This is a genomic window from Sphingopyxis witflariensis, assembly GCF_002205635.1.
Lineage (GTDB): Bacteria > Pseudomonadota > Alphaproteobacteria > Sphingomonadales > Sphingomonadaceae > Sphingopyxis > Sphingopyxis witflariensis.
The window spans coordinates 118,858-134,474 of the sequence record NZ_NISJ01000002.1; the positions used below are offsets into that span (position 1 = coordinate 118,858).

A 15,617-nucleotide genomic window follows, 5' to 3' on the forward strand; every position below is an offset into this window, starting at 1 on the left:
TCGGGCCTCAGATCAGGCCGGCCAGCGGGCTCGACGGATCGGCATAGCGCCGCACGCCCATCCGCCCCGCAAGGTAGGAATCACGCCCCGCCTCGACCGCCAGCTTCATCGCACGCGCCATGCGGATGGGGTCTTTCGCTTCCGCAATCGCAGTGTTCATCAGCACGCCATCGCAGCCAAGCTCCATCGCCACCGCGGCGTCACTCGCCGTGCCGACCCCCGCATCGACGAGCACCGGCACCGACGCGCCCTCGACGATCAGGCGGATCGTGACGCGGTTCTGGATCCCCAGTCCCGAACCGATCGGCGCGCCCAGCGGCATCACCGCGACCGCCCCCGCATCCTCAAGCTGTTTCGCGGCGATCGGATCGTCGACGCAATAGACCATCGGCAGGAAGCCTTCCTTGGCCAGTGTCTCGGTCGCGGTCAGCGTTTCGCGCATATTGGGATAAAGCGTCTTCGCTTCCCCCAGCACTTCGAGCTTCACCAGATCCCAGCCGCCCGCCTCGCGCGCCAGCCGCAAGGTGCGGATCGCGTCGTCGGCGTTGAAACAGCCCGCGGTGTTGGGAAGATAGGTGATCTTCTTGGGATCGATATAGTCGGTGAGCATCGGCGCCGTGGGATCGGACACATTGACGCGGCGCACCGCGACGGTGACGATTTCCGCCCCCGACGCCGCGACCGCTGCCGCATTCTGCTCGAAATCCTTATATTTGCCGGTGCCGACAATCAGCCGCGACGTGAATGTCCGTCCGGCCACACTCCATTGATCGGTCAACAACCGCCTCCCACAAAATGTACAATTTCCAGTTCGTCGCCCTCGGCGAGCGCGACATCGGCCAGGGTCGAGCGCGGCACGATTTCGCGGTTGCGCTCGACCGCGACCTTTTTGACATCAAGACCCAGCGACGCGACGAGATCGGCAATGCTGCCCTCGCGCGCCTGTCTTTGCTCGCCATTGAGCCTGATCGAAATCACCGCAACCCTACCTTCTTTGCCTTTTACGATGCAGCCCATATAGGGGGAGCGTCCATCGCCGCAACCGAAAGCCCGTGCATTGACCGATAAGCCGACCGTCTATGTCCTGAGTGGCCCCAATCTCAATCTGCTCGGGACGCGCGAGCCCGAAATCTATGGTCATGACACGCTGAACGACATCCATGCGCGGCTCGAGGCGCAGGCCGCCGAACTGGGGCTGCGCCTCGAATGCCGCCAGTCGAACCATGAAGGCGTGCTGATCGACTGGCTCCACGAAGCCTATGTCGCGGGCGCGAAAGCCGTGCTGCTCAACGCCGGGGGCTATACGCATACGTCGATCGCGCTCCACGACGCGATCAAATCGATCAAGGTGCCGGTGATCGAGGTTCATTTGTCGGACCCGATGAAACGCGAATCCTTTCGCCATATCAGCTACATCGGCATGGCCGCCGTGGCCCATTTCGCTGGCCATGGCGCGCAAAGCTATACGCTGGCGCTGGACGCCGCCGCCGGTCTCTGACAAGAGGGCGCCATCATAATCGGGGTCGAGCGTCGCACCAACGACGCCGCAACAACAGGAAATATTCTCATGGGTGACCATAAAGACAATGGCATCAACATCGATCCGGCATATGTCCGCGCGCTCGCGGAACTGCTCGACGACACGCAACTTTCGGAAATCGAGGTCGAGGACGGCGACCGCAAGGTCCGCGTCGTCCGCACGCTGACCGCCGCGCCCGTCGCCTATGCCCCCGCACCGGTGGCGGCACCTGCCGCCGCTCCGGCTGTCGCCGCAGCACCCGCTGCCGCCGCGCCCGCTGTCGACAGTTTCGCGGATGCGGTGAAATCGCCGATGGTCGGCACCGTTTACCTTTCGCCCGAACCCGGCGCGCCCAATTTCGCGGCGGTCGGCTCGGCGGTGAAGGCCGGCGACACCATCCTGATCATCGAGGCGATGAAGGTCATGAACCCGATCGTTGCGCCCGCCGCAGGCACGCTGAAAGCCGTGCATGTCGAGAACAGCCAGCCGGTCGAATTCGACCAGCCGCTGTTCACCATCAGCTGAGGCCTTAGCTGATGGCCATCGAAAAGCTTCTGATCGCCAATCGCGGCGAGATCGCGCTGCGCATCCACCGCGCATGCCATGAAATGGGCATCAAAACGGTCGCGGTCCATTCGACCGCCGATACCGACGCGATGCACGTCCGCCTCGCCGACGAGGCCGTATGCATCGGCCCGCCGGCGGCGAAGGACAGCTATCTCAACATCCCGGCGATCATCTCGGCCGCCGAGATCACCGGCGCCGACGCAATCCATCCCGGCTATGGCTTTCTATCGGAAAATGAGCGCTTCGCCGAGATCATCGAAGCGCATGACATGATCTTCGTCGGACCCAAGCCCGAACATATCCGCACCATGGGCGACAAGGTCGAGGCGAAGCGCACTGCGGTCGCGCTCGGCCTGCCGGTCGTTCCCGGCTCGCCCGGCGCGGTCACCTATGGCGACGAAGCGCTCAAGATCGCCGAAAGCATCGGCTATCCGGTGCTGATCAAGGCCGCTTCAGGCGGCGGCGGGCGCGGCATGAAGGTCGTTCCCGACGCCGACAGCCTCGAAAGCCTGATGGGTCAGGCGTCGAGCGAAGCGGCGGCGGCGTTCGGCGACCCGACCGTCTATATGGAAAAATATCTCGGCAATCCCCGGCACATCGAATTTCAGGTGTTCGGCGACGGCAAGGGCCAGGCCATCCATCTGGGCGAACGCGACTGCTCACTCCAGCGTCGCCACCAGAAGGTGCTCGAAGAAGCCCCCTCGCCGATCATCTCGGCCGACGAACGCGCGCGGATGGGCAAAGTGTGCGCCGATGCGATGGCCGCGATGCAATATCGCGGCGCCGGTACGATCGAATTTCTGTGGGAAAATGGCGAGTTCTTCTTCATCGAGATGAACACGCGCATCCAGGTCGAACATCCGGTGACGGAAATGATCACCGGCTTCGACCTCGTCCGCGAACAGATCCGCATCGCAGGCGGTGCGGGCCTGTCGGTCAGCCAAGAGGATCTGGAATTTCGTGGCCATGCCATGGAATGCCGCATCAATGCCGAAGATCCGCGGACCTTCATGCCCTCGCCGGGCAAGGTCACCAGCTATCACGCCGCAGGCGGCATGCATGTACGCGTCGATAGCGGGCTTTACGCCGGCTATTCGATCCCGCCTTACTATGACAGCATGATCGGCAAGCTGATCGTTTACGGTCGCACCCGCGAAAGCTGCATGATGCGGATGCGCCGCGCGCTCGAGGAAATGGTGATCGGCGGGGTCAAGACGAACATCCCGCTCCACCAGGCGCTGCTCGCCGACCCCGACGTCATTCATGGCGATTATACCATCAAATGGCTCGAAGACTGGCTGGCCCGCGAGGCCGAAGAAGGCGCCGCCTGATATTCATCGTCATCCCGGCGAAAGCCGGGATGACGATGTGAGGCGCGTCACTTTAACTGTTGGATATTTTTGGCTATGGCATCGACCATGGTCAAAACCTCCCCCCATTTCGCACGTCCCGCCGCGGCGCTTCTCCTTCCCCTCACCCTCCTCGCCGCGCCCGCGCTGGCGCAGCCGGGTGTCAAAGAAGATTCGGTGGTCCTTCAGCCCGACAAGGTGAAGGATGACGCCCCCGTCGTCGAGACAGCCGCCGAAGCAAATCTGCCGGACTGGTCGAAGCGGAATGCCGAAGCACTTCTGACCGCGATCGAACGCATCGGCACCGAAGGCCTGTTCGCCAAGGATTATAATCCCGACGCGCTGGCCGCCGCGATCCTTGGCGATGACCAGACGCAGCTCGACCGCGTCGCGACCGACACCTTCCTGCTCCTCGCTACACATTTGCGCGACGGCCGCACGCCCAATGCGGCGCGCAAACAATGGTTCATGGTCGACAGCGACAGTAACAGCGAACCCTTGCTCGCGCTTCTGGCCACCGCGCTGAATGCGGGATCGATCACCGAAACACTGGCGTCGCTCAACCCCGCACATCCCGATTTCGCCGCACTCAAGGCCTCGCTCGCCAAGGCAAAAGCACCCGCCGACGCCAATGCGATCCGCGTCAACATGGAACGCTGGCGCTGGATGCCGCGCAACCTTGGTGAACGCTATGTCGTCAGCAACGTACCCGAATATGTGACCCGCGTCGTCCATGGCGGCACGGTCATCGCGACCCACAAGGCGGTGGTCGGCAAGGCGTCGACCCCGACGCCGCAGCTCAATCCGATGGCGACCGGCGTCATCGTCAACCCGACCTGGACGCTGCCACGCAGCATCATCAACGAGGGTATTGGCGCGACGATCGCTAACAACCCCGCCCGCGCCCGCGCGCAGGGCTATACCTGGACGGGCAGCGGCAAGACCTTGTCGGTCGTGCAAAAGGCCGGCCCGGGCAATGCGCTGGGCGTGATGAAGCTCGAAATGCTTAACGAGCATGCGATCTATCTGCACGACACGCCGTCAAAGGGCGCCTTTGCCGCCGCCGCGCGCGCGTTCAGCCATGGCTGTATCCGCACCGAACGCGCGTTGCACTTCTCCGGCCTGATGGCGGTGATGTTTGCGGGGCGCAGCCCCGAAGAGTTCGGTGAAGTGGTTGCAAGCGGCAAGACGACGCGCTTCGGCTTCGACGATCCCTTCCCCGTCTATGTCGCTTATTGGACCATCGTTCCCGACGGCAAGGGCGGCGTGAAGAAACTCGCCGATATCTATGGGCGCGACGCACCCGTCGTCGCCAGCTTCGCCAAACCCGGTCGCCCCACCGCCACGATCGTCGCACCCAAGGCTCCGCCGGTCGTGCCGACGGTGACGACGACCGCGCGCGCGACGACACCCGGAACGTCAGGGATTTATTGAGGGTCCTCCCGCCTCTCGTCATTGCGAGGAGCAGAGCGACGAAGCAATCTCCAGCCATCGACCTTGCTCGTGACCGATGGCAGGAGATTGCTTCGCGAAGCTCGCAATGACGACGGGGTTAGAGCGGCTACTTAATCCGCTGTGGTCGGAAACGTCCCGCTGACCGAACCCGCGCGCCGGATATTCTCCGTCCCCGGTGCGGGAATGTCGAACGGCTTGAACACCGGCGGCGCAATGCTGAGCTTGTCGGCGAACAACAGCCGCCCGGGGCCAAGCTTGTAGAGGATCAGGGGCAGCAATTCCTCACCGAACACGAAACAGCCTTCGCTGCGCCCCAGCTTGCCCTGTGTGGCGATCAGCGACGGTTCGGCATACCAAGCACCGTGGACGACGATCGCGCGCACATCGGCATTATTGTTGTCGGGTTCCAGCCCGGCGAGCCGCATAGACGAGCCGTTTCCGCCCAGATAATAGTCGCTGGTGCGATAGGCGCCGCGCGAGGTTGCGAGGCTGCCGACACGGTTCGAAAAGCTCTTGAGCCAGCCGTCGTGCTGAGGGTCTGACCCGCGGCCGTGGGTGACCGGATACATGTCGATCTTCCCCGCCACCATATCGACGAGCGCGAAGCGCGGGCGCGATGACGGCAGGCCGAAATCGACGATGCCAACACGATCGGTCTGCGTGATATTGCGCCCTTGGCGCGCGAGCTGCGTCCGCGCGACGGCCAGATAGTCTACCGGCGCGGGGGGTGCCGGCTGCTGGATCCAGCCTGGCATCTGGGCGCGCGCCGAAGTCGCGGCCAACGCACCTGCGCTCGCCAGTCCCGCCAACATCGCCCTGCGATCAATCAATTCATTCACGTGCAACCCATACCCCGCATTGGCCGCCTTTACGGTCCCTCGATTCCTCGACAAATCATGGGTCCGGCCTTCAAAGGCAAGCAGGTGGTGCCTCTTCATGCGGGCAAATGTGCCATATATGCCATGAACAGCGGGTTTACGCTGCGATAAGCCCGCGTTAGGACGCCTCCATGAACGCAACCATCTGGCATAACCCCGCCTGCGGCACCTCGCGCAAGACCCTCGCGATTCTGCAAGAGACGCCCGGCGTCGACGTCACCATCGTCGAATATCTGAAAAATCCCTATGCGGCGGACAAGCTGCGTCAGCTGTTCGCGGACGCCGGTCTCGGCGCGCGCGACGCGCTGCGCCTGCGCGGCACCGATGCCGAAGAACGCGGCCTCAAGGATGCGAGCGAGGATGATATTATCACCGCGATGGCTGCCAACCCAGCCTATGTCGAACGCCCGATTGTCGAAACCGACAAGGGCGTGCGCCTGTGCCGTCCGCAGGATGTAGTGCACGAGATTCTCTGACAAAAGCGAAGGGGCGCAGCCTTGCGGCCACGCCCCTTCTCGGTCCACTCCCCCCGGAGTGTCGAAAACTTACCGCGAAGCCATCCGCAATGGACTGGCTTTTGCCGTCCACTGGATGCTTTCGCCGCCCCCCATCTGGCGGATGAAACAGGTCTGGCCCTGCGCCTTCAACTCGTTGCACAGGCTCACCGCATCGTTGCGGGTCGTAAGGCCGTTGACGGTCAGGCGGTAAAAGGTGCGCCCCTTCACTGTCGCGGCGTGGCTCGATGCCGGGAAGTTCGCCAGCATGGCGCTCCGCTTTTTCAGGCCGCCCCATTTTTCCTTGGCGATACCCAGACTGTCATAAGCGCCGAGTTGCACGGCCCAGCCCGACGGCTTTTTCGAATCGAAGCCCATCGCTGCGGGCACAATGCGCGTCGCCATTTCCAGCGCCTGCTGCTGATACGGACGCAACCGTTCGCTGGCTTCGCCCGTAACGCGCGGCGCGGCGCGATATGGCGCGGCCTCGGCCAGGATCACTTCTCCCGCTGCCTTCGGTTGCGGCAGTTCGGTCGCCGGCACCACGCCATCGGCGGTGCGCTGTGGCATCGGCAGTTCGACGGTTCTGATCGTGCCTGATGCGTCGGCCATCACGGGCGGCGGCGGAGCAAAAGCAGCGATCGGGGCCGGGTCGATGCTGGCGAGTTCGACCGCAGCGGGCGCAGCGGCCATTTGCGTGTCGGCAAAATTGCTCAGCGCCAGACGCACCGGCATGCCGGCATCGCTCTGTACTTTGGCGCCGATCAGGCTCGCGACGCGGAACTGTGCGTTCGGCTGTTCGGCGAGCTTCGACCATTCGGCCATTCGCCCCTCGAGCTTCGCAGGCGACAGATCCTGCGAAGCAAGAATGCGGGCCTGCGCCCAGCGCCCCGACAAAGCGAATGCCAGCGCCAGATTCTGACGCGTGCGCGCATTGGCGCCGGGAGCCCGGGCAGCTTCGCTCAGCATATAAATTGCCGATTCGCTGTCGCCGGCCAGCGCCATCGCCAAGCCGGTGTCCGATGCGGGCACCTTGTCCTGATGCGCGCCCAGCAACGCGGCCGCATCGACCGCCTTGCCCTGTGCAATCTGGGCCAGCGCCAGCGCGATGATCGTGTTGCTGTCGGTCGCGCCGAGCTCCATCGCCTCGGTCAATGCTGCGGTGGCCGACGCGAAGCGGCCGTCGTTCAGATAGGCCTGCCCCAGCAACGCGCGATAGTCGGCATCGCGCGGGCTTGCTGCGACCGCTGCTTCAGCGAAGCCCACGGCGTTGCCGGCCTTGTCCTCCACGATCGCCGCGCGCGCCTTGTCGGCCGACCTGGCGGCGACGTCGGGCTTGCCCGCTGCGTTGGCGGGCGCCGACGCCATCTGCCCCAGGCCGCTGCAACCCGCGGTCGTAGCGGTCAGAACAAAGCCCGATACGGCCAGTTTCATCAGCATTTTGCGGTTCATGATGTCATCCCCCTTGCTGGCCTAACCCTGTGCCGTCCGGCGCGGCGGCCGCACCGCCGGCAGGCGGCTCGCCATCGCGTCGATTTCGGGCAGCGATGCCAGATATTCGTCGAGCAAATCGATCAGGATCAACTGTGAAGAGCGGTTCGTCACCGCGCTCGCCAACCGCAACCGGAGATGACGTTCGGCATCGAGCCGCAGCGTGAAGGCCGCCTTTTCCCGAGCGCGCAGCGTGCGCGGCGCCTTGGCTTTCGGTGTCTTGGGGGCCGGACGCGCCTCGACCTTGCGCGCCACTGCGGCGACGCGGTCGATCAGCGATTCCTGCTGGCGAACGATCTCGGGGATCGCGGGTGCTTCGGCGACATAATCCGCATCGACGCCCATGATCTCGGTTGGCTCGACCAGTTGGGTCAGCTCGCCGCCGACACCTTCCTCGACAGCCTGTTCGGCCTCGACATTATGCGCCAAGACCGATCCGGTAAGCAGCGGCTTCAAATCGAGCATCTGCGCCGGTTCGCCCGACTGGTCGGGATCGACGTCATAGCCCATGTCGTTCCAGCCGAGGTCGTCATAACCGGTGCCGCTCATCGAAACGGGGCCGCTGCCCAGCGGCTGACGGCGCATGGCAGGCCGTGCGCCGCCCTTGCGGGCCAGCAATCCGGCGCTCAGCGATGCGAGGGGTTTGGGTTCGCCCATGATATCCACTCCCTCTCTCACTGGCCCGCGATGCGGCGGCCGAAGCCACCACCCATCGGGCGGACTGCGCCATAACCAGCCTGCGCCGGGATCGGCGAGCTGAACACGGTGCGGCGGAAATTCTTTTCGAGCCGGTCGTTCATATAGGTCCACAATTGGCGGATCTCTTCGGCCGACCGGCTGTTCGGGTCGACCTCCATCACCGTGCGACCGTCGATCATCGACGCGGCATAATCGGTGCGGTGGTGCAGGGTGATGGGGGCAACTGTACCGTGCTGCGACAATGCGACAGCGGCTTCGCTGGTGATTTTCGCTTTCGGGGTTGCGCCGTTGACGACGAACACCAGCGGCTTGCCGGCGCGTTCGCACAGATCAACGGTGGCGCCGACGGCACGCAGATCATGCGGGCTCGGCCGGGTCGGAACAACGATCAGTTCGGATACCGAAATCACGCTCTGGATCGCCATGGTGATTGCCGGCGGAGTGTCGATGACCGCCAGTTTGAAGCCTTGCTGGCGCAGGATTTCGAGGTCGGATGCCAGCCGTGCGACGGTGGTCTGGGCAAAGGCCGGAAGGTCCGTTTCGCGCTCGTTCCACCAGTCGGCGAGCGAGCCTTGCGGATCGATGTCGATAAGGACGACCGGCCCTGCGCCCGCAATTTGCGCCTGTACCGCCAGATGCCCCGACAGGGTGGTTTTACCCGACCCCCCCTTTTGTGAAGCCAATGCCAAAACGCGCACAGCCGTCCCCCTGATAAATCCACGAATTGGCGGTGGAATGCCATGCGGGGCGCTAAAATTGAGTTAACGATGATAAAATGATGGTGAACGATCCGTTGGAGCCCGTGGTAAACAGCGACTTAATGCTACATTGTGCCATAGCGGAGCAAAATTGACGCTTTTAGGTTTCGCTAACATGATGTTAGCCATTTCCGCTTAACCGGCATGTCGGGACTGCAGCCGCTTCCAGCCGGGGCATGCCATTGGAGACTATTGATGCGTAATTTCCGCACCGCCGGTTCGCTGGCCCTGTCCTTGGCCGTCGCCGCCCTGATCGCGGTGCCCGCCCATGCCGACGTCAAGGCCGGCGTCGATGCCTGGCAAAGCGGCGACTATAAGGCTGCGGTCGCCCAATGGCGCCCGCTCGCGATCACCGGCGATGCGGACGCCCAGTTCAACCTCGGCCAGGCCTATAAGCTTGGCCGTGGCGTCCCCGCCGATCTCGGTCAGGCCGAAAGCTGGTATCGCCGTGCCGCCAAACAGGGGCATTTGCAGGCCGAGGATAATCTGGGCCTCATCCTCTTCACCGCCAATCGCCGCGAGGAGGCGATGCCCTTCATCCTCCGCTCGGCCGAGCGCGGCGAACCGCGCGCGCAATATGTCCTTGGCACCGCCCATTTCAACGGCGACCTCGCCAAGGAGGATTGGCCGCGCGCCTATGCGCTGACCAAGCGCGCGAGCGACGCCGGCCTCACCATCGCTTCGGCCCGCCTTTCGCAGCTTGATCAGCTCATCCCGCTCGAGCAGCGGCAGCGCGGCCTCGCGATGCTGCCCGAGATTGAAAAAGCCGAACAGCGCGCGCGCCTCGCTGCGGTAAGCGCCGCCGCCCCCCCGGCGACCAAGGCGACCGCCCCTTCGCCGATCAAGGTCGCCAGCGTCCCGCCTTCGGTCCCCGGCGCCAGCTACACCCCGCCGCCGGTGATCGCGGCGGTCAAACCGACTCCGCCTGCGACCACGCCACCCCCGTCCGCCGTCCGCGCCGCCGAAGCCGCGAGCGCCGCGACCGCGGCCGCAACTGCTGCCAAGGCTGCCACCCCGACAACGACGACGCCCGGCACCAGCTATCCCGCGCCGCCCGAAAGCGGCACGCTGTCGCCTGCGCCGACAAAGCCCGCGCCTGTGAAGCCTGCCGTGCAGGTGCCGCCCAAAGCGGTGATCACCAAGCCCGCGCCCGCCACGCCGACGCAGAACGCCGCCGCCAGCCCCTGGCGTGCCCAGCTTGGAGCCTTCGGGGTCGAGGCGAATGCCCGAAACCTGTGGGCCTCGCTCGAAAAGAAGAACCCCGCCTTTGCGGGACGCCAGCCCTATCTGGTCAAAAGCGGCAAGATCACCCGCCTTCAGGCCGGCGGCTTTGCCAACAAGGGCGAAGCCGAAAGCTTCTGCGCGGCGGTGCGCAAACCGGATCAGGCCTGCCTCGTCGTCGATAAATAGGCCAGGCGCTGCTCACTCCCTGATACGCACCGGCTTGCTGGCGCCATCGGCGGCAATCGCCTTCGCGCTGAAGGGCAGGCGATGCCATAGTTTCGCCGAATAAAGCCGCGTCTGATCGGCGAAATGCGGCGATGCCGGGTCGGTCGATTGCGAATAGGACAGCACCGCGTCGGCGACCGGCCCCGAAGGATCGAACCCGACGATCTGGATATAGCTCGACCCATGATAGGGGATGACCCCGCCGGGCGCAGGTGCGGCGTTCTGAAGGTTCAGCACCCCGGCAATGCCTTCGCCGCCGTGAACCGGAATCCGCTCATCGCCGCGCGGTGCATATTGGACATCGCCCCAGCGCGCATCGAGCGCGACCCCTTCCTTGTCGAGTTGCGCCGTCGCCGTCGCCAGCGCGGCAAGCAACTTTGCCCCGACCTCACCCGTCGTCACCATGTCGCGCGGGGTGTGGACCGGGTCGGCAACGTCGAACTTCACCGCCCACAGCCCGGGCATCTTATGGACGCTCTTCCAGAAGACCGTGAACAGATAGGCGCCCCGGCTGTCGAGGTTGAAGCGGCGATCCCAACCCTCCAGTGCCGCGCATCCGCGCGCCACTTCGGTCTTGCCCCGGCACAGTTCAAGAAGCCGGTCGACCGTAAGGTCGGCAGCGAGGCTCTTGTTCGCCAGCGTCAGTTCTTTGGCGACCGCATGGTCGATCTTCACCCTCGGCTTGCCGCCCTCACCGTTCAGCAAATGGCCCAATTCGATGAAGTTCGAGCGGGTGCGCAGCGACAATGCGCTTTCGGCACCGCCGAGGATCGGCGATAGCGGCTTGTGCGGCGCGCTGGCGTTGCTCATCCAGTAACTGTCGTTGCTGTTGGTCACATAGTCGCGCCGCGCATAGACCGCCTGCGACGCCGCAGGCAGCAGCCCCGGAACCGGCGTGCCTTCGGCCACATCCCAGTCGCATTCGGCACGCGATCCGTCGAGCAGGGTCGCGACGCTGGCGGCAAGCGCCGAAAAGGGGGTCGCACAGGCCTTGATCTTGTCGGCGGACAAATTGGGCACGGCGGTCACGTCGGCATGCAATATGTCGCCGTTGCGGTCGGCGACGATCGTGTTGACCCACGGAATGCCCAGCGTTTCCTCAACCGCGCGGCGTACCTCACCGACACTCTTCGCGCGTGCGATGCGAACCCATGTCCCCAGCGCGCGCTGATTGCCGCTGTTGACGTCGCGCATCGCAAAGGCCGTCGTCCCGCTCCACGTCAACCCCGACGACGGCAGCGCGACGAGCGCGCCGAAACGCGTCGTATAAAGCGTGCGGCTGACCGGCGCGGCGCCATCACCCATCGGCACGCTGATCGTCCGCGTGCCCATTTTCTCCGATTTTCCGTCGACCAGATAGGCGGTGGGATCGGCGGGATCGAGCTTCAGCTGGAACAGGGTGAAATGGCGCGCGGCGGTCACCGTATGCGTCCAGGCGATGTCGCGATTGAAACCAAGTATCGGCAGCGGCGTCCCGGCGAGACCAACTCCCATGGTGTCGATCTGGCCCGGTATCGTCACATGCATCTGCCAGAAGCGGTTGGGGCCATTCCACGGAAAATGCGGATTGCCGATCAACAGCCCGCGGCCGTCCGCCGTCGTCTCGGCGCCGAACGCCCAACCGTTGCTGCCAAAGCGCGCATCATCCGGGCCGGGCAGCCCGCCCGAAAGGCTTGCGACCGCTTTACCCGGCGGCGCGGCATTGGCGATCCCGTTCGCCAGTGCCAGCGAACCCGCCAACAACATCGTTTTCTCATTGAGGCGCAACAGATCATCGCTGCTGATCGGCCGCACCCACGCCTTGCCGCGGCACCCCTCGGGCACGCCGTTCGGGCCGATCTCGCGCAGCCAGCGATTATATCCGGCGACATAGCCATCGACCATCCCCGCCATCTCGCGGCCCTGCGCCGCCGCACCCGCGCGCAGGCGCGGCAGGTCGATCGTCGCGCGGAAAAATACGTCCGACGACAAATTGTCGATTTCGCTAAAGCCCAGAACCGCCTTGTTCGCCGCGCCGAAATAGAGCGACCGCTCGCCCGCCACAGTCGCAAACTCCTCGGCGATCATGCACAGATTATCCTGCGCATAGGCATAGCCGACACCATAGCCGAGGCCGCGCCAATCCTTTGCCTTGATATGTGGGATGCCATAGGTCGTGCGGACGATCGTTGCGTCGAGGCGATCCTTCGCCGTCGCCGGTACGATCGACACCGCACCGGCCAAAGCCGCCGCCGCAACCCATTTCATCATACGGAAATCCCTCGACAATTGACGTCGGCTACGTAGCAGACCAGCTCAGTCCGCAAGTGGCGCGCAGCACCCGGAAACGTCAAGCGCCCGTATTGACATCAGTGTCCACAGCATGTCCCCGCGCCTCACCGAACTCCAGCCGAAACCTGTCCCCGCAGCCGCTCCAGTTCGCGTCCCGCCACGGGCGCCAGCGCGGCCGCGGACTTGCCTTCGCGCAGCCGCTTGCGATCCTTCTCCGACGGTTCGACGCGGCGCACCCGCACCATCGCATGGCCCTGCGCCTTGATGCCCAATTCTTCGGCCGCCCCCCGCGACAGATCGATGATCCGTCCCGCCGCAAAAGGGCCGCGATCATTGACCCGCACGACGATCCGCCGCCCGGTGTCGAGTGCCGTCACCTCAACATAGGTCGGCAAGGGCAAGGTGGTGTGCGCTGCAGTCATCCAGCCGGGACGGAACTTCTCACCATTGGCGGTGCGGTTGCCGGACTCATTCCTGTACCAGCTCGCATAACCTACCCGATCATAGTCGGGCGCGGCCGCGGGCACATAGGTTGTGCCGCGAACCGCATAGGCCGGGCCGATCCGCACCGGCGCATCGCTCACCGCCCGAAAACCGCCGCCGCCCGCGCAGGCCGAAAGCATCAGGACCAGCGCCACGGCGCTCACCAATCGGGTCATGGAACATCGCTGCATTTGCCCGACCCTAGATAGAGCGCGCATGGGGATAAAGCCCTTTGGCGACTTTCTCTTCCCTCCGGCGCCCGCTATCCCGCCGCAATCCGCCCACCGGCGATGCGAAATCGCGTTACCGGACCCGGCATGTCGGCGAAGAGCGCAGCCTCGGTCCCGGTGAGCCACGCTTGCCCGCCCTGCCCCGCCAGCCTTTCATAGAGCGCGCCACGTCGCAGCGGGTCCAGATGCGCGGCAACCTCGTCGAGCAACAGGAGCGGACGCCTGGCCCGCGCCCGCGCGACACAATCGCTGTGCGCAAGGATGAGCGACAGCAGCATCGCCTTTTGCTCGCCGGTTGAACAACGGGCAGCGCTGCGGCGCGTCACGGCGTGGACGGCGGACAGGTCATCGCGGTGCGGGCCGGCGGTCGCCCGCCCTGCCGCTGCGTCGATCCGCCGCCGGGCTGCGAACAACGTCTTCAGCGCATCGGCCTCGTGCGGCGCCTCGCGCTCCGCGCCGTCGCTGTCGAGGAGCGTCAGCAGCGGGCGCGCAAAGGGCGCGTCTGGCTGCCCCGCCAGTTCAGCCGACAAGGCGGCCAGCATGGCCTGCCGCGCAGCGTCCATCGCCGCGCCATGTTCAGCCAGTTGTGCCTCGAGGCTCGCGAGCCATTGCGGATCGGCGGACGACGGGTCGGCGAGCAATTTTCCGCGCGCGCGCAGCGCCGCCTCATAGCGGTTGCTGTGCTGCGCGTGGCGCGGATCGAGCGCCAGCACCAGTCGATCGAGGAAGCGCCGCCGGTTCCCTGCGGTCTCGACGAACAAGCGGTCCATCGCCGGGGTCAGCCACAAGACCGCAACCCACTCGCCAAGCGACCCTGCGGCAGCGGATGCCCCATTGATCCGCACGATCCGTCGTCCGGGGTGCGCGGGCTCGATCCCTGTCCCCAGCGCGACCGGCGACAGGCCGACACCTGCCTGCACCTCGGCAAAAATCGCAAAGCCTCCACTCGCACCGTCACGCACCATGTCCGGCAACGCCGCGCGACGCAGCCCGCGCCCCGGCGCGAGCAGCGAGATCGCTTCCAATATATTGGTTTTGCCCGCACCATTGTCGCCGTGAAGCGCAACCAGCCCGGCGTCGGCCGCCATGTCCGCGCCGGCATGATTGCGAAAATCGGTCAGCGAGAGGCGGATGAGCGTCATGTCGGCGCCGTCCTAGGGGATTTCGCAGTTTGAAGGAATGAACAGTTTCCTCCCTCTCGCTTGGGGGTGACGGACAATCCATATGGGTGAAATAAATTTCCTAATATTGGGATATTCTCCCACCTTAGAGCTATTTTCGCAACGGCGGAAAAATCCAAAACCCCAAAAATCCCGCTTAACCGCCAATGAATGAAATTGGCACGCCTCCTGCATTACCTTTGGCATCCCCCGGATGGTCCGATGGGAAGGATACAGGAAGGACAATATCATGGCATATTTCAACATCGACTCGCTCCGCAGCTACGCCGTCGCCGCGGTTGCTTCGGTCTATTGCTCGGTCATGCTGCTCGCGATTGCCGGTCAGAATGGTGCGCAGGTTGGTTCGCTGGTCATCTGACCAGCGGCCTCCTCACAACCAAAAAAACGCCGGCGCCAGCCGGGACTGAAAGGAAAGAAATGAAACAGGGTTTTCGCAAGAATCGTCGCGATGGTGTGATCTTCGGCGTGTGCGCCGGGATGGCAGACCAGTTCGGTGTCGACGTCTTGTGGACGCGCATCGCCTTTGTGGCGCTGACGCTCTTGGGCTTCGGCCTGCCGCTGCTGCTGTACCTCGCGGTCGCGATCCTCGCGCCCTAGGACAGCCCCGGGCCGGACGCAAACACGCGGGGCCCGCATATTCCCCAGAACAAAGGGCCCGCCGGCCACCCGGTGGGCCCCTTTCTATTTCGCAATTCCCGACGGCTGCATTCGACCAGTTGCGGCCATTCGATCCTCCCTGTGCCGCAGGCATGGGGAGGTGGCAGCCCGAAGGGCTGACGGAGGGGCTATGGGC

Annotated in this window: 17 protein-coding genes; 8 read left to right on the top strand and 9 right to left on the bottom strand. The window is 64.7% G+C overall.

Annotated features, from left to right (window positions below):
* Positions 1-7: 7 nt before the first annotated feature.
* Both CDQ91_RS04585 and thiS read right to left on the bottom strand, forming a co-directional pair.
* Complete coding sequence (locus tag CDQ91_RS04585; protein WP_088471547.1) at positions 8-778, bottom strand: thiazole synthase; 771 nt, start codon at positions 776-778, stop codon at positions 8-10.
* A complete protein-coding gene (gene thiS, locus CDQ91_RS21940; protein WP_237245820.1) occupies positions 775-978 on the bottom strand; it encodes a sulfur carrier protein ThiS in 204 nt (67 codons plus the stop codon). The genes CDQ91_RS04585 and thiS overlap by 4 nt, the downstream gene beginning before the upstream one ends.
* A 79-nt stretch (positions 979-1,057) precedes the next feature.
* On the opposite strand from thiS, the gene CDQ91_RS04595 reads away from it, so the two are divergent.
* From CDQ91_RS04595 to CDQ91_RS04610, 4 genes are all read left to right on the top strand, one after another.
* Positions 1,058-1,498 (top strand): type II 3-dehydroquinate dehydratase, encoded by a 441-nt coding sequence (locus tag CDQ91_RS04595; RefSeq protein WP_088471549.1) that lies wholly within the window; start codon positions 1,058-1,060, stop codon positions 1,496-1,498.
* Between the two features lie 69 nt (positions 1,499-1,567).
* Entirely contained in the window at positions 1,568-2,044 is a 477-nt protein-coding gene (gene accB, locus CDQ91_RS04600; RefSeq protein ID WP_088471550.1) for an acetyl-CoA carboxylase biotin carboxyl carrier protein, read from the top strand.
* Positions 2,045-2,055: 11 nt separating this feature from the next.
* Complete coding sequence (gene accC, locus CDQ91_RS04605) at positions 2,056-3,417, top strand: acetyl-CoA carboxylase biotin carboxylase subunit (RefSeq protein ID WP_088471551.1); 1,362 nt, start codon at positions 2,056-2,058, stop codon at positions 3,415-3,417.
* 87 nt (positions 3,418-3,504) lie between these two features.
* Entirely contained in the window at positions 3,505-4,869 is a 1,365-nt protein-coding gene (locus tag CDQ91_RS04610; protein ID WP_088471908.1) for a L,D-transpeptidase scaffold domain-containing protein, read from the top strand.
* 131 nt (positions 4,870-5,000) lie between these two features.
* Here CDQ91_RS04610 and CDQ91_RS04615 read toward each other — a convergent pair whose 3' ends face one another.
* Positions 5,001-5,729, bottom strand: coding sequence for a murein L,D-transpeptidase catalytic domain family protein (locus tag CDQ91_RS04615; RefSeq protein WP_237245821.1), 729 nt, complete (start codon positions 5,727-5,729; stop codon positions 5,001-5,003).
* A gap of 170 nt (positions 5,730-5,899) precedes the next feature.
* Between CDQ91_RS04615 and CDQ91_RS04620 the strand changes: the two genes are divergently transcribed.
* Positions 5,900-6,244, top strand: coding sequence for an arsenate reductase family protein (locus CDQ91_RS04620; RefSeq protein ID WP_088471552.1), 345 nt, complete (start codon positions 5,900-5,902; stop codon positions 6,242-6,244).
* Between the two features lie 69 nt (positions 6,245-6,313).
* Here CDQ91_RS04620 and CDQ91_RS04625 read toward each other — a convergent pair whose 3' ends face one another.
* From CDQ91_RS04625 to CDQ91_RS04635, 3 genes are read right to left on the bottom strand one after another with little or no spacing between them, the layout of a single operon-like run.
* The gene (locus CDQ91_RS04625) at positions 6,314-7,714 is read right to left on the bottom strand and encodes an SPOR domain-containing protein (protein WP_088471553.1); all 1,401 of its coding nucleotides are present in this window, start codon (positions 7,712-7,714) and stop codon (positions 6,314-6,316) included.
* A gap of 21 nt (positions 7,715-7,735) precedes the next feature.
* On the bottom strand, positions 7,736-8,410 hold the full coding sequence (locus tag CDQ91_RS04630; protein ID WP_088471554.1) for a hypothetical protein: 675 nt from the start codon (positions 8,408-8,410) through the stop codon (positions 7,736-7,738).
* A gap of 17 nt (positions 8,411-8,427) precedes the next feature.
* On the bottom strand, positions 8,428-9,150 hold the full coding sequence (locus CDQ91_RS04635; RefSeq protein WP_088471555.1) for a ParA family protein: 723 nt from the start codon (positions 9,148-9,150) through the stop codon (positions 8,428-8,430).
* 255 nt (positions 9,151-9,405) lie between these two features.
* On the opposite strand from CDQ91_RS04635, the gene CDQ91_RS04640 reads away from it, so the two are divergent.
* Positions 9,406-10,620 (top strand): SPOR domain-containing protein, encoded by a 1,215-nt coding sequence (locus tag CDQ91_RS04640; protein ID WP_088471556.1) that lies wholly within the window; start codon positions 9,406-9,408, stop codon positions 10,618-10,620.
* 12 nt (positions 10,621-10,632) lie between these two features.
* Here the strand turns inward: CDQ91_RS04640 and CDQ91_RS04645 are convergent, their stop codons facing one another.
* The 3 genes from CDQ91_RS04645 to recF form a co-directional block, all read right to left on the bottom strand.
* Positions 10,633-12,909, bottom strand: a complete 2,277-nt coding sequence (locus tag CDQ91_RS04645) for a penicillin acylase family protein (RefSeq protein WP_088471557.1) — start codon at positions 12,907-12,909, stop codon at positions 10,633-10,635.
* 125 nt (positions 12,910-13,034) lie between these two features.
* On the bottom strand, positions 13,035-13,589 hold the full coding sequence (locus CDQ91_RS04650) for a septal ring lytic transglycosylase RlpA family protein (protein WP_088471558.1): 555 nt from the start codon (positions 13,587-13,589) through the stop codon (positions 13,035-13,037).
* An 86-nt stretch (positions 13,590-13,675) separates the two neighbouring features.
* Positions 13,676-14,785: a DNA replication/repair protein RecF gene (gene recF / locus CDQ91_RS04655; protein WP_088471559.1), complete on the bottom strand. Its 1,110-nt coding sequence runs from the start codon at positions 14,783-14,785 to the stop codon at positions 13,676-13,678.
* A gap of 268 nt (positions 14,786-15,053) precedes the next feature.
* Between recF and CDQ91_RS21850 the strand changes: the two genes are divergently transcribed.
* Entirely contained in the window at positions 15,054-15,182 is a 129-nt protein-coding gene (locus tag CDQ91_RS21850) for a hypothetical protein (protein ID WP_272897605.1), read from the top strand.
* Between the two features lie 59 nt (positions 15,183-15,241).
* Positions 15,242-15,421 (top strand): PspC domain-containing protein, encoded by a 180-nt coding sequence (locus tag CDQ91_RS04660; RefSeq protein WP_088471560.1) that lies wholly within the window; start codon positions 15,242-15,244, stop codon positions 15,419-15,421.
* The last annotated feature ends 196 nt before the right edge of the window (positions 15,422-15,617 follow it).

Coding starts and splice junctions, on each gene's coding strand:
- accB (WP_088471550.1), top strand. CDS start 1,568: ATGGGTGACCATAAAGACAATGGCATCAACATCGATCCGGCATATGTC.
- accC (WP_088471551.1), top strand. CDS start 2,056: ATGGCCATCGAAAAGCTTCTGATCGCCAATCGCGGCGAGATCGCGCTG.
- CDQ91_RS04610 (WP_088471908.1), top strand. CDS start 3,505: ATGGTCAAAACCTCCCCCCATTTCGCACGTCCCGCCGCGGCGCTTCTC.
- CDQ91_RS04620 (WP_088471552.1), top strand. CDS start 5,900: ATGAACGCAACCATCTGGCATAACCCCGCCTGCGGCACCTCGCGCAAG.
- CDQ91_RS04625 (WP_088471553.1), bottom strand. CDS start 7,714: ATGAACCGCAAAATGCTGATGAAACTGGCCGTATCGGGCTTTGTTCTG.
- CDQ91_RS04630 (WP_088471554.1), bottom strand. CDS start 8,410: ATGGGCGAACCCAAACCCCTCGCATCGCTGAGCGCCGGATTGCTGGCC.
- CDQ91_RS04640 (WP_088471556.1), top strand. CDS start 9,406: ATGCGTAATTTCCGCACCGCCGGTTCGCTGGCCCTGTCCTTGGCCGTC.
- CDQ91_RS04645 (WP_088471557.1), bottom strand. CDS start 12,909: ATGATGAAATGGGTTGCGGCGGCGGCTTTGGCCGGTGCGGTGTCGATC.
- CDQ91_RS04650 (WP_088471558.1), bottom strand. CDS start 13,589: ATGACCCGATTGGTGAGCGCCGTGGCGCTGGTCCTGATGCTTTCGGCC.
- recF (WP_088471559.1), bottom strand. CDS start 14,785: ATGACGCTCATCCGCCTCTCGCTGACCGATTTTCGCAATCATGCCGGC.
- CDQ91_RS21850 (WP_272897605.1), top strand. CDS start 15,054: ATGGCATATTTCAACATCGACTCGCTCCGCAGCTACGCCGTCGCCGCG.
- CDQ91_RS04660 (WP_088471560.1), top strand. CDS start 15,242: ATGAAACAGGGTTTTCGCAAGAATCGTCGCGATGGTGTGATCTTCGGC.